Annotated in this window: 17 protein-coding genes and 1 tRNA gene; 9 read left to right on the top strand and 9 right to left on the bottom strand. The window is 56.9% G+C overall.

Translation table 11 applies throughout. From position 1 onward, the window contains the following. Together ACR0J8_RS06405 and ACR0J8_RS06400 are read left to right on the top strand one after the other, a co-directional pair. On the top strand, positions 1-205 hold a 205-nt coding region (locus tag ACR0J8_RS06405; protein WP_480889233.1), incomplete at its 5' end, for a hypothetical protein. Positions 206-336: 131 nt separating this feature from the next. Further along, entirely contained in the window at positions 337-1,344 is a 1,008-nt protein-coding gene (locus ACR0J8_RS06400; RefSeq protein WP_480889230.1) for a COG3904 family protein, read from the top strand. 288 nt (positions 1,345-1,632) lie between these two features. Here ACR0J8_RS06400 and ACR0J8_RS06395 read toward each other — a convergent pair whose 3' ends face one another. Together ACR0J8_RS06395 and ACR0J8_RS06390 are read right to left on the bottom strand one after the other, a co-directional pair. Next, positions 1,633-2,949 (bottom strand): tyrosine-type recombinase/integrase, encoded by a 1,317-nt coding sequence (locus ACR0J8_RS06395; protein ID WP_480889228.1) that lies wholly within the window; start codon positions 2,947-2,949, stop codon positions 1,633-1,635. A 100-nt stretch (positions 2,950-3,049) separates the two neighbouring features. Further along, positions 3,050-3,125: transfer RNA gene (locus ACR0J8_RS06390), tRNA-Thr, on the bottom strand. Positions 3,126-3,305: 180 nt separating this feature from the next. On the opposite strand from ACR0J8_RS06390, the gene ACR0J8_RS06385 reads away from it, so the two are divergent. Continuing rightward, positions 3,306-4,181, top strand: a complete 876-nt coding sequence (locus ACR0J8_RS06385) for a hypothetical protein (RefSeq protein WP_480889226.1) — start codon at positions 3,306-3,308, stop codon at positions 4,179-4,181. A 294-nt stretch (positions 4,182-4,475) separates the two neighbouring features. On the opposite strand, the gene ACR0J8_RS06380 is transcribed toward ACR0J8_RS06385, so the two are convergent. Then, complete coding sequence (locus tag ACR0J8_RS06380) at positions 4,476-4,745, bottom strand: DUF2312 domain-containing protein (protein ID WP_170614681.1); 270 nt, start codon at positions 4,743-4,745, stop codon at positions 4,476-4,478. A gap of 163 nt (positions 4,746-4,908) precedes the next feature. Between ACR0J8_RS06380 and ACR0J8_RS06375 the strand changes: the two genes are divergently transcribed. Further along, positions 4,909-5,127 (top strand): hypothetical protein, encoded by a 219-nt coding sequence (locus ACR0J8_RS06375; RefSeq protein WP_170614682.1) that lies wholly within the window; start codon positions 4,909-4,911, stop codon positions 5,125-5,127. 10 nt (positions 5,128-5,137) lie between these two features. Here the strand turns inward: ACR0J8_RS06375 and ACR0J8_RS06370 are convergent, their stop codons facing one another. Further along, positions 5,138-5,353, bottom strand: coding sequence for a hypothetical protein (locus ACR0J8_RS06370; RefSeq protein WP_480524395.1), 216 nt, complete (start codon positions 5,351-5,353; stop codon positions 5,138-5,140). A 253-nt stretch (positions 5,354-5,606) separates the two neighbouring features. Here ACR0J8_RS06370 and ACR0J8_RS06365 point away from each other — a divergent pair, with 253 nt between their 5' ends. Genes ACR0J8_RS06365 through ACR0J8_RS06350 form a run of 4 tightly spaced genes read left to right on the top strand, consistent with a single transcriptional unit; the run spans position 5,607 to position 7,798 of the window. Further along, positions 5,607-6,470, top strand: coding sequence for an MBL fold metallo-hydrolase (locus ACR0J8_RS06365; protein ID WP_170619544.1), 864 nt, complete (start codon positions 5,607-5,609; stop codon positions 6,468-6,470). 33 nt (positions 6,471-6,503) lie between these two features. Beyond that, a complete protein-coding gene (locus tag ACR0J8_RS06360) occupies positions 6,504-6,926 on the top strand; it encodes a YeeE/YedE family protein (protein WP_480524393.1) in 423 nt (140 codons plus the stop codon). Beyond that, a complete protein-coding gene (locus ACR0J8_RS06355) occupies positions 6,926-7,357 on the top strand; it encodes a DUF6691 family protein (RefSeq protein ID WP_480524391.1) in 432 nt (143 codons plus the stop codon). Before ACR0J8_RS06360 ends, ACR0J8_RS06355 begins: the two co-directional genes overlap by 1 nt. 9 nt (positions 7,358-7,366) lie before the next feature. Beyond that, positions 7,367-7,798 carry a TIGR01244 family sulfur transferase gene (locus ACR0J8_RS06350; protein ID WP_170680823.1) on the top strand — a complete coding sequence of 144 codons (432 nt, stop codon included), beginning with the start codon at positions 7,367-7,369 and terminating at the stop codon, positions 7,796-7,798. Here ACR0J8_RS06350 and ACR0J8_RS06345 read toward each other — a convergent pair whose 3' ends face one another. From ACR0J8_RS06345 to ACR0J8_RS06325, 5 genes are all read right to left on the bottom strand, one after another. After that, positions 7,799-8,908 (bottom strand): FliM/FliN family flagellar motor C-terminal domain-containing protein, encoded by a 1,110-nt coding sequence (locus tag ACR0J8_RS06345; protein ID WP_480524389.1) that lies wholly within the window; start codon positions 8,906-8,908, stop codon positions 7,799-7,801. It abuts the gene before it with no gap. Between the two features lie 78 nt (positions 8,909-8,986). Beyond that, positions 8,987-11,665 carry an ATP-binding protein gene (locus ACR0J8_RS06340; protein WP_480524387.1) on the bottom strand — a complete coding sequence of 893 codons (2,679 nt, stop codon included), beginning with the start codon at positions 11,663-11,665 and terminating at the stop codon, positions 8,987-8,989. Beyond that, positions 11,653-11,967 (bottom strand): hypothetical protein, encoded by a 315-nt coding sequence (locus ACR0J8_RS06335; RefSeq protein WP_170807953.1) that lies wholly within the window; start codon positions 11,965-11,967, stop codon positions 11,653-11,655. The genes ACR0J8_RS06340 and ACR0J8_RS06335 overlap by 13 nt, the downstream gene beginning before the upstream one ends. After that, positions 11,964-12,344, bottom strand: a complete 381-nt coding sequence (locus tag ACR0J8_RS06330) for a response regulator transcription factor (RefSeq protein ID WP_170680831.1) — start codon at positions 12,342-12,344, stop codon at positions 11,964-11,966. Before ACR0J8_RS06330 ends, ACR0J8_RS06335 begins: the two co-directional genes overlap by 4 nt. A 78-nt stretch (positions 12,345-12,422) precedes the next feature. Beyond that, positions 12,423-13,664 carry a short-chain fatty acyl-CoA regulator family protein gene (locus ACR0J8_RS06325; protein WP_480524385.1) on the bottom strand — a complete coding sequence of 414 codons (1,242 nt, stop codon included), beginning with the start codon at positions 13,662-13,664 and terminating at the stop codon, positions 12,423-12,425. Positions 13,665-13,942: 278 nt separating this feature from the next. Here ACR0J8_RS06325 and ACR0J8_RS06320 point away from each other — a divergent pair, with 278 nt between their 5' ends. Next, positions 13,943-14,479 (top strand): LuxR C-terminal-related transcriptional regulator, encoded by a 537-nt coding sequence (locus ACR0J8_RS06320; protein ID WP_170614692.1) that lies wholly within the window; start codon positions 13,943-13,945, stop codon positions 14,477-14,479. Positions 14,480-14,523: the final 44 nt, after the last annotated feature.

The following is a 14,523-nucleotide window of genomic DNA, read 5'->3' as shown; positions in this document are numbered from 1 at the left end:
CAACGCATCTTCATCCGAATACCGCTTCCGAGCCATCCATCATCCCTTCCGTGACACCAAAATAGTGGCACAGTTTTACGGGGCTAAGACAATTGGACCATACGAATTATCCGTTGCCGAGAACTTGCTTTCGACGAAGGCATTTATCCCTCGCGATGCCTACCTGAGTTCAGGGAATGGGTTTCTCTTTACACTTTCCCAGTAGAAACCTGCCTTGGCGATCTCTATCTGATCTGATGAGTAAAGTGGCTACGGTAGCAATTTCTAAGTGTGGTGTACTGTAGTGCTTAGTACCCTTGGGCTATTGTCCCATTAAACTTGAGAGCAATTTTGTGAATGGATTTTCACTATACTGAACCCCAAAATGAACTCGAAAAGATGTTGGGCGGATTCTTCTGCATCAATGCCATCGGTCCCATAAAATATGGCGACGATAGCAAGTTCTCGGAGTTCCTAGACACGCACAGCCCACCCTCATACATGACCATCTACATCGATTCCTTAGGTGGCGACTTGGAAGCGGCAATTGGCATTGGCAGAAGGATACGGGAATACGGGCTTTGGACTGACATAGGTTGTTACTTTCTGGAAGAACCTGACCCAACAATCCCGTTGGCTCCGCGAAAACGAGTAGCTGGGAAATGTATGAGCGCGGCAACCATGGTTTACCTTGGCGGGCGTCTCAGATATTTTTCTAACGGAAGCAAGTTTGGGGTGCATCAATTCTCACTTAAGAACCCGTTTCCAGAAAACGCAGGTCTGTCCCAAATCTTGTCTGCAAGGATTGCTTCCTACGTAAGCGACATGGGTATCTCGCCTGAGTTTCTAGAACTGTCTTCCGCAACGGACGCCAAGGACATTTACCTTATTGGCGAGAAACGACTGAAAGAACTTGGAGTTGTAACTGGCGGACAAACTGACGTTTCTTGGGATGTCCAAGCGCGAGGTAATTTGATCTACGTGCGCGGTGAACGAGACTCCATCTATGGCCGTCACAAGGTCATGTTGGGTTTCACCAAAAACGCTGGTTTCTTTTTCTGGGCAGTGATTGAAGCGCAAAACCGACACGACGAACTGACAAGTTTTGGCGTGGTAGAGATAACCGTGAACGGAGAAGAACAAAAATTCGATATCTCAAAAGCGTGTTCACGGATTTCGTACGGAACCGACGTTCATGTTTTTGCAAACATAACCAGTGATCAAGCGCGTGCAATCAGCAAATCGGAGAACTTCGGGGTACAAATAAAGTTTGTCAAAGATTCGCCGACATTTCTGGGTATCTACGCCATGTCCACAGAGGGCGGTACGGATCAACTTCAAACATTTTACCACACCTTTTCTTGAACTGTGCTTAGCCTAGAACCCAGCCTTCATGCCCCACCTAGCAAACTCTCTAAGCCGCGCCTCGCGCCCACCATAAGTATTCTCAGCGACCGACTGAGCGGAGTGCCCGAGACACCCGTGACGAACTTCTACAGGTGCCCCTGCATCCCTCAGCTTATCGCTTGCCCTATGGCGAAGCCCATGGACCTTCATACGCTTGTCGTCAGTGTTCTTTCTGACCGCCTTCATCAGTGCCGCAGCGGCAGCCGTAGGGCCTCCGTCACGGCCATATGAAGGGAACAGCGGCGCTTAGAGGCCAGCCTTCACCAGCCACTCACGAACCTGTTCAATCCTCTCATCACCTCCATACACACTCGCCCCTTCACCTCGGATTGAGTGACCCAAGCAGCGGTCAATAATCACCTGCTCAGCGCCAGCCGCGCGTAGTTTCGATGCTGCCCTATGGCGCAAGCCGTACGTAGTGTTGTCTATGTCCAGTGGTTTGATGTGCTTGGTGTTAAGTAATTGGGTCAGGCTATCAGCGCCTCTCTCACCACGGCTATAGCGTGCGAACAGGGCGTCAGCAGGTTCACCCTCACCAGCTAGCCTTAGCGCCTCGCTGACGGCCTCCTGAGCGCTGGGCGTAAGAGGTACATCACGGTCACGGCTTTGGGTCTTGAGTGCGCCACGCAACCCGTTCGCTCGGATTTGAATGACGCCGCGGTCTAGGTCCACGTCCTGCCGTTCCAGATAGCATAGCTCCTTTGCATGAATACCAAGGCTCATCAGGGTCCACAGGGGCCAGAGTTCGGACGCCATCGGCTTGAGGCGATCAGCGACCTTAACAAACTCATCATCACTCAGGGGTTTCCTTTTGTCGGCCTTTCGGGTGGAGGCTTTGGGCAATTCAATACCGTCCAGCGGGTTCGCCACCTTTCCTGCCAGATCGTTCTCTCGCAGGGCCAAAGTTATCAGCGCCGAGGCTTGACCCACTTCACGCTTGATAGTGTCGGCACTGAGGGGCGCGCCGTTGCCCTTTCTATGAGACTTGTAATGGTCGACCAGATCACGGCCATGAGCGCGCTTAAGATCAGCCAAAGGTAGTTTGCCCAAAGGACCCCAGACCGCCTTGAGGGTCCCCGCTAGGCGGTCCAGTCGAGTACGCTTGGCCTTGTTGTCAGCGCACCTAAGGGTTCGGTACATTGCAACACCATCGGCCACTGTAGGGGCTGGCGGTTTGGCCTTGGGATTGGTGAGGATTTCCTTGACCATTGGGTCAGGAGTAGCTTCCGCAAGGTGACCACGCAACCACGGGTCATCTTCATCCAAACCTCTGACGCCTTCCAACAACCCCGCAGCCTTCAAAGCAGCTTCGTGAAATTTCTGACCGGGAGTTCTAGCATCTAGGCCGGTAACCCGTTCACGCATGGTTTGAACGGTTTTCTCAAACATGGCATCAATGGCTGCATGCTCTTGAACCATCTTGGGGCCTGACTTGTTTTTTAGAAACACAATCAAGGTCGCGCTGTCCATCTGATCAGCGATATCTTTTGGCCAGCGACGACGATACCTCAGGGTCTTTCCGCCACGCAGACTGTCCAGATGCTTCAGCTTGTGATTCACCATGTTCTCACCTCTGTGTATAAAAGGTGCCCTCATTTTTGTCCTAATTTCCGGGCTGATATCCCAATGAAATAAGGAAATAAAGGCTCTGAGGTGATGATAGTGGTGCCCCCACACGGACTCGAACCGCGGACCTACTGATTACAAATCAGTTGCTCTACCAGCTGAGCTATAGGGGCGCTGGCGTCCGATTACTCTCTCCGGAAAGGGACTGCAACCCACAAATTTTGCCCGCATGGAAATCTTTCCCAGAACGTTTTGATAACTGTGCCACTGTTCCCCGTTGCGAATTTGACTGTGGTTGCTGCAGGCTGTAACCCGACAAGGCACCATGAGGACGCAAGGGCTGAAACAGAAAGATGCAGGTTGTCATTCACGCAGGCGGAGCTTTTGCGGACGATGGTCGGCTGCTGAACTCATTGCAGGCGAATTTGAACATCCTGTCTGCGCATGGGGTGTCTCTGGTTGGACCACGGCGCTATCGACAGGTTTTTCGGCCTGTGTTCAACGCGATAGGATCGCATCCGGTTTCCACTGATGAGCTTGTCCGGCTTATGGAAATACTGCCGGATGACGAAAACACTCAGCGAACAATATTCACCAGCCCGGATTTCATCGGTGAGCCGGTCGAGGCCATAAAGGATGGACAGTTCTATCCTGCGGCCGGGCAACGCATGGCCATCCTGGAACACGCCTTCCCCAATGATCAGGTCGAGCTGTTTTTCGGGCTGATCAATCCCGCAAGCTTCATTCCGAAAACCCTGGCGGCACTTCCGCAAGACCGTCGCGATCAGATCCTCCGGGACACCGATCTGAGCTGCCTGAGTTGGCTCAGCACGATAGAAGATATTCGCGATCTCGCACCCGGCGTCGGAATAACGCTTTGGTGCAACGAGGATACGCCTCTGATCTGGGGGGATGTGCTGCGCGCGATGGCCGGGCTAGACGACGATGTGGTGATGCAGGATGAATATGCCTTCCTCTCCTCCCTGCTGACGGAACCCGGCAAGCGCGAGGTTCTGGCGCTGATCCGTCAGGACCCTCAGCCCGACAAACATGATCTGCGTGAGGAACTGGCCGGGATCTTTGAAACACACGCATCGCCTGAAGAGGTTGAAGAGGAGTTGGATTTGCCCGGCTGGAGTGTGGATATAGTCGAAGCGTTTTCCGAACTTTACGAACAGGACCTGGCCCGAATTCAATCCATGCCGGGCATTCGCTTTCTGAAACCCTGATGGTCGGCCGAGGGTGACGGTCACCCGGTGCGGGTCGCCGCCAATGCGGGTGAACTTCGTGAGGGTTTGGCGAGGTGCGTTTCAGGTCCTCAGGAGTATGAATGCACCTGCCCTGCCGGTCAAAATCGGGACGGCCAAAGGCCTGTTACTGAGTGCCACGAACTGACAACGCGCGAAGCCAAAGAAAGAGTTGATAGACCCACACTGCGCCTGAACGCTGCGACAGCCCGAAATTCGCGGGCTTCCCCCTAAGACCCGAGCAGAATGGCAGCAAAGTACCCTGTGGTTCTGAGCCTAGCTCATACCCAAAGCTTCTTTGTACATTTCTAGAACCGCTTCTTCCTCGGCGATGTCGTCCTTGTCCCGTTTGCGCAGCGCGATTACCTTGCGCATGACCTTGGTGTCGTAGCCGCGCGCTTTGGCTTCTGCCATCACCTCTTTTTGCTGTTCGGCAATGTCTTTCTTCTCGGCATCGAGGCGCTCGAATCGTTCGATGAACTGGCGCAATTCGCCCGCCGTCACACGGTAGTTGGCGGTGGCCTGATCTTCGGTCATGTCTTCCATTTACGTCTCTCCCAGAGGCTGCGGTCTGATGCTGTGACATCGGGCAATATGCCGGATACATCGGTGCCGTCCGGGCCGCAAGCACCCAATAGCGGGCCAGGCTTGTGCCATCCGGCCTGATCCGCTAAGCGCAGCTTGAGAAAAAGGCAATATGTGGAAACCCATGTTCGAACTCATCACATGGAGCGGGGCCGCTCTTTCGCTGGCGGGGCTGGCCGGGCTGGTCTGGTGCATTCTGCGCGTGATGAAGGCGCGCAAGGCCGGCCTTTCGGATGATGAATTGCGCGCGGCTGTTCAAAGCGTTCTGCCGTGGAACCTCGCCTCATTGTTTTTATCGGTGATCGGGCTGATGCTGGTCATCCTCGGTATCTCGTTCGGATGACCAACTAAGCTCAGACTGGCAGGTTGTCGAAGCGCGCTTCCATGGCGTCTTCGCACAGCGACGCATCCAGTCGCTTCAGTCGGGACGGCACATGCAGCCCCCGCTGATGCAGACGGTCAATCATTTTGCTGACGGAGGGCTGAAGGGCCAGTCGTGTTTCAAGGCATGCACCATGCAATTGACGCTCCAGTTGTTCAGCTTCTGAGTAGAGATTCTGTTTCGACATTTCCATCCTCCCAAATGGTGCCAGTCTTGCAGATATGCGTAGTAAGTAACGGTATTGCGACTTTCAGAACATTTCCACCCAAGGTTGCGGATTCCCGCCGGTTCCCGGGGAAGATTTCGCCACTTTGCGCGCACTGCATGAATTTTATGCGGTTCCGAGTCAGAATGCCTTGACCGACATCAACAAGGAATTGATGATTGCATCACATTCCGAATTTACTATATGATATGTGATACGTTTAATGGGGGTGTGCATGACACCAGTAGTGAAAGCCTTTTTCGATCCGGATACATTCACCGTATCCTATGTCGTGCAAGAGCCCGAAGGCACTGCGTGCGCAATTATCGACAGCGTGCTGGATTTTGACCATGCATCGGGGCGGACCGGCACGGGTTCGGCCGACCGGATCATCGAATACGTCAGGTCCGGCGGACTGAAAGTCGAATGGATTCTGGAAAGCCATGTGCATGCAGATCACCTGTCGGCCGCGCCCTATCTGCAGCAGGAGTTGGGCGGAAAGATCGGGATAGGCGCCCAGATCGTCACGGTGCAGGACACGTTCGGCAAGGTGTTCAATGAAGGTACGGAATTCCAACGCGACGGCAGTCAGTTCGACGCTCTGTTCTCGGAAAATGACAGCTTTCACATCGGCCAGATGCGGGGCGACGTTCTGCATACGCCCGGGCACACCCCGGCTTGCATGACCTATGTGATCGGTGACGCGGCTTTTGTCGGGGACACCCTGTTCATGCCCGATTTCGGAACCGCACGTTGCGATTTTCCGGGCGGCTCCTCTGAAATGCTGTATGCCTCGATCCAGAAAATCCTGTCCTTGCCGGATGAAACCCGGATTTTCGTCGGGCACGACTACAAGGCACCCGGACGCGATGAGTTTGCCTGGGAAACGACGGTGGGCGAGCAAAAGGCGCTGAACGTACATATCGGACAGGGACGCAGCATCGAAGAATTCGTGGAAATGCGGGATGCGCGGGATGCGACACTGGCGATGCCCCGGCTGATCCTGCCATCGCTACAGGTCAATATGCGGGCCGGGCAGATGCCGCCTGCGGACGAAAAAGGCGACGTATTTCTGAAGCTGCCCCTCAACAAGCTTTGACGCGTACAGGCGCTTAGAAGAAGGCAAAACAACATGAATGCAGACTGGATATGGGGCCTCGCCGGAGGCCTTCTGATCGGGCTCGGCGCCGCAGTTTATCTGTTGGGAAACGGCCGCATCATGGGCGCCAGCGGTATCCTTGGCGGGTTGGTGGATCGCAGCGGCAGAATGGCCGAGCGTTTGGCGTTCATCGCCGGTGTTGTCGCCATACCGGCATTGCTTCGCCCCTTGATGAATCCGCAAGCTGAAACCCATCTGACCGGAAACATCGCGGTTGTGATAGCCGCCGGCCTTCTGGTTGGCGTCGGCACCCGGATCGCAAACGGCTGCACCTCCGGGCACGGTGTGTGCGGCATCTCGCGATTTTCAACGCGTGGGATCGTTGCCACGATTGTCTACATCGCCGCGGGCGGGCTGACGATTGCCCTGCTGCGGCACGTTTGGGGGGTGATCTGATGCGCGTTCTGATTTCTCTGATTGCCGGATCCCTTTTTGGCGCGGGTCTTCTGATCTCGGGCATGACGGACACCACCAAGGTGCAAGGCTGGCTGGACGTGTTCGGCAATTGGGATCCTACCCTGGCCTTTGTGATGGGAGGTGCAATTCTGCCTATGTTGGTTGCCTGGCAGCTGACGACCAACCGCGCACCTCTGGTGGGTGGGCAGTTTCCGAACGCACCTTCATCGGAACTGGATCGCCGTCTGATCATTGGATCGGTTCTGTTCGGGGCCGGCTGGGGGCTGGCCGGATTGTGCCCGGGCCCGGCCATTGCGTCGCTCAGCTACGGCGGGGTTGGCGGCGTTGTGTTCATGGTGGCAATGATCACGGGTATGTTGATGGCTCCAACCCTTGGTTCGCAACTGGACAGAACCGCAAACCCGGCCTAAGCAATCAGAATGGAGATTCGACCAATCACCCCCCGCTATGCCGTCTCGCCACAAATCACGGTCGAGGATGTGCCAGCTATCGCTGCGGCAGGATTCGTCAAAGTCATCTGCAACAGGCCCAACATCGAAGTTCCGGCGAACATGCAGTCTGACGCCATCGGACAGGCAGTTCGCGATGCAGGGATGGAATACGAGGTTCTGGAACTGACACACCAGACCATGACCCCCGAGAACGTGGCACTTCAACGTGAACTTGCGGAAAGCTGCAGCGGGCCGGTTCTGGCTTATTGCGCATCAGGCACGCGATGCTCGGTGGTCTGGGCGCTGGGGCAATGTGATCGGATGAGCACGGATGACATCCTGTCCGCCACAACCAATGCAGGTTACATGCTGGAAAACCTGCGTCCGGCATTGGATCACATCCGCCAGGAAAAAAGCTGATCAGAAATTATGGCCCGGGTCGGTTTCCGGCCCGGTCAATCCAGCAAGCTGGGATATCTCGGCGGCCATTTGATCGGCGTCCTCATAATTCAGTTCCGCATCGGCTGATGTCAGCAAACGCGTGTCTCTTGGCGAGGAGGCCTCAACCGCATCGACTTGTGCGGTTGGATCGTTGGGGATCGACTGTTTTTCGTCGGGCTTGCTTTCCAGAAATGCCAACGCTGCCGCATCGGCGGGGACAGGTGTAATTCCTTGCTCATTCAGCCGAACAGCGCGCATTCCCCCACATTGACCCAGACGACCGACAGCGACGGGGCTTTTGTCAATCGTCAGGAGCCTGGTACGGTCCAGCCTTGCGCCGGTCAGGGGAACAACATCGCCCACCTTTAGTTCCGACAATGCCGTCAGGGGCAGTGACATTCGGCAGATCACGGAGTTCAGTTCAGCCCGTAAAACGCCGGTCGCCTGATCCAGTCGGGGCCCTGTTTGCTGAATGGCCGCGTCACCGGTTTCCGCAACCTGTGCTGGCACGGGTTGCAGAAAGCACATCTGACCTTGCCGCGCCCCTCCGCCCAGCTCCACAGTCAGGTCGAAAAGGCGGTATCTGTCTTCCACCAAAGCCAATGACAGGGCCCGTGTATCCGGCAGGCGGGAAGCAAACTCAAACCCCGACAGGCTCGCCTGATCGGACGCCAAGGCGACCAGATCGACGGACCGAGCCAGCGTATCTTCGATCAGAGGCGCCACCATGGCCGCATCTGTTTCTGTGAAAGGGCGCGGCTTAGGTTCACCCGGCAGCACCTCACCGAAGGTTTGCGCCTGCACGATCGCGGACACAGCGCCGGGGTTCAGACAAACGGCAGCCATGACCCCATTGTCCGCCCGAAACAACAGTAAAAGCCAGTCTTTCCCTATCAGGTCAGCCAACCCGTCCTGCGGGCAGGTCGTCTGTTTTGCGCCGATTACAGTTAGTGGTAGGTTCCATTGTTCGCCCGCCGCCCTGGCCAGTGCCAGTCGGAGGGCCCGCAGCACCGATCGGGGCGTGTCGTCGGGTTCGACCGGCCTGATTGCAAGCTTACGCACCAAAGCCGCATTGACGGGTTGTGTCATCGCCCTGTTCGCCACCTTATTCCGAATTCCAGGTTCAGGTGTAACCCAGCCAAAGTTACGAATGTCTTTAGACGGCCGTTATTGCGCAGCCTGCCGGTAGGCCAGCGGCAGGCTGACCCGGAACGCCGCCCCGCCCTGCCCCGCGAGATAGTTGATCTCGCCGCCCAGCCGCTGCACGATCTCGCGGCAGATCGCCAGACCCAACCCCGCCCCCTGGGCCTTTTCGACCCCTACGCGGGCAAATTTCTCGAACACAACCGAACGCGCTTCGGGGGGGATGCCAGTGCCATTGTCCACGAAGTCAATCACCACCTGACCGCCAATGTCATGAGCCGAAATCGTCAGTTCCGGATCGGCCGCGTCGCAGTATTTCTGAGCGTTCGAAATCAGGTTGATGAACACCTGGGCCAGGCGGTCCAGATCCGTGTGCAGCGGAATCCGTTCAGCACCACGCACCCGCCGCACAGTCAGGGTCTTTTCCGTTCCTGCAAGCGCGCTGGAGACCGCTCGATCCAGAACCGAGCGCAACGTGTCGTCCCCCATATTCAGACTGACCTTGCCACTTTCCAGAACACTCAAATCCAGCAGATCGTCCAGCAAACGAGTCAATCGCAACGCCTCGTCATGAATGATCGCGGCATATCGGGTCTGTTCCTCGCGCTTCAGTCCGTCCGTGTCACGCATGATCTCGGAAAAAGCCCGGATCGAGGTCATTGGCGTACGCAATTCGTGGCTGACCTGACTTAGGAATGTGTCCTTTTGCTCGGAAATCTGCGTCAGCTTCGTGTTGGCTTCGCGCAGTTTCCGCGCCGTGCGGCTGAGTTCTGCGGACTTTTCCTCAAGCTTGCTGGAATATTCCAGCAGTTCCGCAGATTCGTCCGCGACCGCCAGCAGATCTTCGACGGAAACCGATGCACCGCCAACGATCTGTCCGATCATGGCATGGGCTGTAGCGGCACCAACCGAACCGCTCAACTCGCGTTCCAGCCGTTCCAGAAACCCCGGCGTCGGTTCAGGCAGATCGGCGCGCCCGCCCTGTTGTCTGGCCTCGGACTGAAAGAACTCCTGCGCGGGACCTGCACCCAGAATCCGCTGGGTCATGATCATCAGATCTTCGCTTTGAGCGACCGAACCGGTCCAGCCACCCGGCGCGACAGAGTGATCAAAGACATTCACGAACTGCGCACCCTGCAGGCGTTCAAGCGGGCTGGGAAAGCTCAGCAGCGAGGCGATACAGAAGGCAACAGTGTTCAGAGACATGGACCACAGAACGGAATGCACCATCGGGTCGATCCCCTCGATCCCGAACAGCGCCTGTGGCCGCAGCCAGCCCCAACCGAACAGCCCGTTCTGCACGACGTTGTCAGGCATTATGGCGCCGCCCATTCCCGGCAGAAGCAGGGTATAGATCCACAGGACGAACCCAACGCTCAGCCCGGCAAGTGCTCCGGTTCGAGTGGCACCGCGCCAGAACAGGCCGCCGACCATTGCCGGCAGAATCTGGGATACACCCGCAAAAGCAATCAGACCGATCGAGGCCAAAGCCGCCCCGCCCCCTGATAGCCGGTAGTAAAAGTAGCCTAGCGCCATCAGGGCTGCGATGGACACACGGCGCGACATCAACACCACGTTGCGCACGTCACCCGAAACCGAACCGGAACCTTCCTGCGTGCTCAGCCAGATTGGCATGACGATATGGTTCGATACCATGGTCGACAGCGCCATCGCAGTCACGATCACCATAGACGTGGCCGAGGAGAACCCGCCGATAAAGGACAGCATCGCCAGCCAGTCATTGCCTTGCGACAGCGGCACGGTCAGAACGAACAGGTCCGGGTTCGAGCCTTCGGGCAACAGATCCAGCCCCACAACGGCAATCGGAACGACAAACAGACTCATCAGCAGCAAATACAGCGGAAATGCCCATGCAGCGGTTCGCAGATGACTTTCGTCATCGTTTTCCACCACCATGACCTGGAACATGCGCGGCAGACAGACAAAGGCAGCGGCGGACAGGAAAACAAAAGTGGTCCATCGGCCCGCATCCACGTTCCATCGACCGATATCCGACGCGTCGATACGCTCCATCATCGGGGAGATCCCCCCCGCAACGCCCCAGACCACAAACGCACCGACGGCAAGCAGGGCGAACAGTTTTACCACGGATTCCAACGCGATGGCCGTCACCACACCGTGGTGTCGCTCGTTCGCGTCCAGGTTGCGTGTGCCGAACAGGATGGCAAAAACGGCAAGACCTGCCGCAACCCAGAATACACTGGAACCTTCGCGATAGAGGCCCGAGGGGTCTGCTTCGGCAAAAATGGAAAAGGACAGGGTTATCGACTGTAGTTGCAGCGCGATGTAAGGCGTGCCGCCCAGTACCGCCAGAATAGTCACACAGATGGCCAGCGTGTTGGACTTGCCGTAGCGGGAGGAGATCAGGTCCGCGATCGAAGTCACACGCTGACTGCGTCCGACCCGGACCAATTTGCGCAGGCCCCACCACCAACCGATCATCACCAAAGTCGGCCCCAGATATATGGTCACGAATTCCAGCCCCGAACGGGCTGCGTTTCCGACTGCACCGTAGAAGGTCCAGGCGGTGCAGTAGATCGACAGGGACAGCGTATATATCAGCGGTGAACGCAGCCATTTACCCTTGCCCGCTGCCGCCATTCTGTCGGCGGCGAACGCAACGCCAAACAGCAACACCACATAGCCCAGGCAGACCAGGATCAGGACGTTCAGCGTTGCCATTGATCCGTATCCGCTTCGGTTTCATCGCGCCGGGACAAACGCCTGGCCGCATAGCCAAATCCCACGCTGGCCAGAATAAGCAGCCCCCAACAGGCAAAGATGTAATAGATGGCCGAGGACAATGGAACGCCGGCCCCGGCGCTATCCACCGAGGGCCATAACAGCGGGATTGCAACAAGGGCGCCGCCGAGAACGGGCAGCAACCGGGCCGCATCCATCAACCTGCGCCGACGATAGCCTTGACGTTCAAGAAACAGCGAAGACCGCCCCGCTGGCGGCTGATGGTCTTCGCTCTGGCTCATGTCCGGGTGGCCTGTGCGTGCAGGTCCCGCACCGCTGTCAGAACTTCGGCATTGGAAAACGGCTTGGTCATGAACCGGCTGACCCCCGCATTTTCAGCCATTTCGCGGTCGCGGGACTGGCCCCGCGCAGTCAGCATCAGGACCGGCAGAGCTTTCATCTCGTCCAGTTCGCGTAAATCCCGCAGGATGTCCATGCCGTTTTTCCCCGGCAACATCACGTCTAGTATCACCAGATCAGGGTTTGCCCCCTGAATCACTTCAACAGCATCGGTACCCTCGGCATGGGTTTCGACCTGCCAGCCTTCACGCGTCAGCAAAAACCGAATGGCCTCAGCAATGTTCGGCTCATCCTCAATTAACAGAACCTTACGGCTCATATTTGCAATTCCTCCCCGAGACCGGCCACGCGCCTGGCGACCTGTCACATTCAGATTAAGCGCTATGTTACGAAACTGTCAAAAACCTTCACTCAGAATCGACGGTTCGCGGCGCGATCCGCATTCCGGGTTTGGGCACACACGGCAGCCGGGACCGGCGCGGACACTTGCATTACTTGTGTCTCCGGCAAACTCGACCGGTTGCACCAGCATGACAGACCGGTAATCCGGCCCGTCCTCGTGACCCGATATGCTATGCGGCCAGGCCACCGCATGACACTCGAATTCTGCCGCTGTTCTGCCAAGTTGCAGAACACGCCTGCGGATCGGCACCAATGGCCGGTTCAACGCCTGATACAATGGCCACAGCGGGCAGGCTTCGCCGTATCGCGGCAAGGCAAACCCTTGTACCGGCTTGAAGAAAAGGATGCTTCCCGAGGCGTCGCAGATCACGAGGCCTGTCGGGCGTGTCAGCGTGTCCTTGGGCAAAAAGGCCAGCCTGCGCAATACCGTGGCGTGGTCGACCGAAAACCGGGCCGCAAGTTTCAGCGGATCTGTTCCTGTATCAGCCAGAGCTGCCTTCAGTGGCTCAAGCGGCAGGGCCTGTGCGTCCTGTGCGTAGAGCCTCAGAAGATCGCGCGTGACGGCCCTGGCGGCACCAGAATCAAGCGCGTTGAGGTCTATTTCGCCGGTTGCTCCGTTCTCTTCGATCATTGGGAAATGGTGCGCATGATCCGAAAAGAACGCCTCGGCTTCTTCCAGTGGGACACCCCGGCGATCGTTTGCCGAGTCGTTGTCATCCAGATAGGCCACCAACGCCTTTGAACTGTCGGCCAGACGCTCTGCATCCTGATGCAGGTTTCGATGAAATCGGTCCTGCCACTCGGCCTCGATATCCCGGGTGTCGACCAGAATGGCTGCCGTGGATCGAATCGCTGCTGCCGTTGACAGAACCTCGTGCATGGATGCGGCCAGGTGCGGGTCATGCGTCAGGCGATCGGACAGTGTTTCGACTGTGCGTTCAAGCGACACGACCCGCCGATGCATCTGTGCCAGCACCTTCGCCCACCCAGGAAAGCGTCCGGCAAATTCTTCCAGCCCGTCAATTTCGGCGGAATGGCCGACCGATTCCGCCGCAGCCTCACGCAGGGCCGAAATCAGCGTGGCCTCAATACCTTGCGTCAGTACCGAAGGTTCCACCATCAGAACTGACGCTATATCGACCAACAGCTTACCGCCGATCCGGCGTCGATTGTGTTCGATCAGATTCAGGTAAGAGGCCGAAATGCCGACCTGCCGGGCAAGTTCGGACTGGCGCATACCAGCTATCTGCCGACGTTCCCTGATACGGCTTCCTGTCAATACACCCCGAATTGCAGCACCCTCCCTTCGGTTGCCGCTACTGTATATCCCAGATTTGTTTTCAGATAAAATTATTAATAAAAGAAGTTTATAGCATTATTTTCAACCGGTCTTTACACAATTGACAAGCTATACCGCACCATGCGTTTCGTTTAATATTCACCAACAGGCATCCCCGTTCGATCTATTTCTTCATACTACTTCATTTTCATCACAAATCCCGGCACGATACAGAAATGAGCGACCCTGCATTCGAATACGCGCCGATCGGCCTTGTCGAGTTGGAAAACCGGATCATCCGGCGATGCAATCTGCAATTCGCGCGCACCTTTGGCGGCGAAGAAGCGGAATATCGCAACATGCCGCTGCTGCATCTCTACCCGTCCGTGGCCGACTGGGAGCGCATTGGCGCACGCAGTCTGCAGGTGATGCGCGATACGGGCTACTACACGGATGAACGCGTCATGCGTCGGCGCAATGGCGATCTGTTCTGGTGCCGGGCGCGCGGGCGCTCGCTGACGCCTGATGACCCGTTTCGACATGGAATCTGGAGCTTTTCCGATATCTCCGAAGAACGGCCACTGGTCGAGTTGACCGCGCGGGAACGCGAAGTGGCCATCCTGTCGTGCCGGGGGCTATCCGCCAAGGAGATCGGCGGAGAACTGGGCCTGAGCTATCGCACCATCGAGGCCTACCGCGCGCGGCTTCTGGAGAAGTTCGGCGCCCGGAAACTGCCCGAGCTTGTCGCCAAATTGTCGGGGATGCCATTATGAGCGCCTCACCCCCTCACGTTTCCGAATAAAACCCCAATTTAGCA

The organism is Ruegeria sp. N11 (assembly GCF_056531525.1).
Note: the sequence above shows the minus strand (reverse complement) of the source record. Positions and strands in the feature narration are given on the sequence as shown.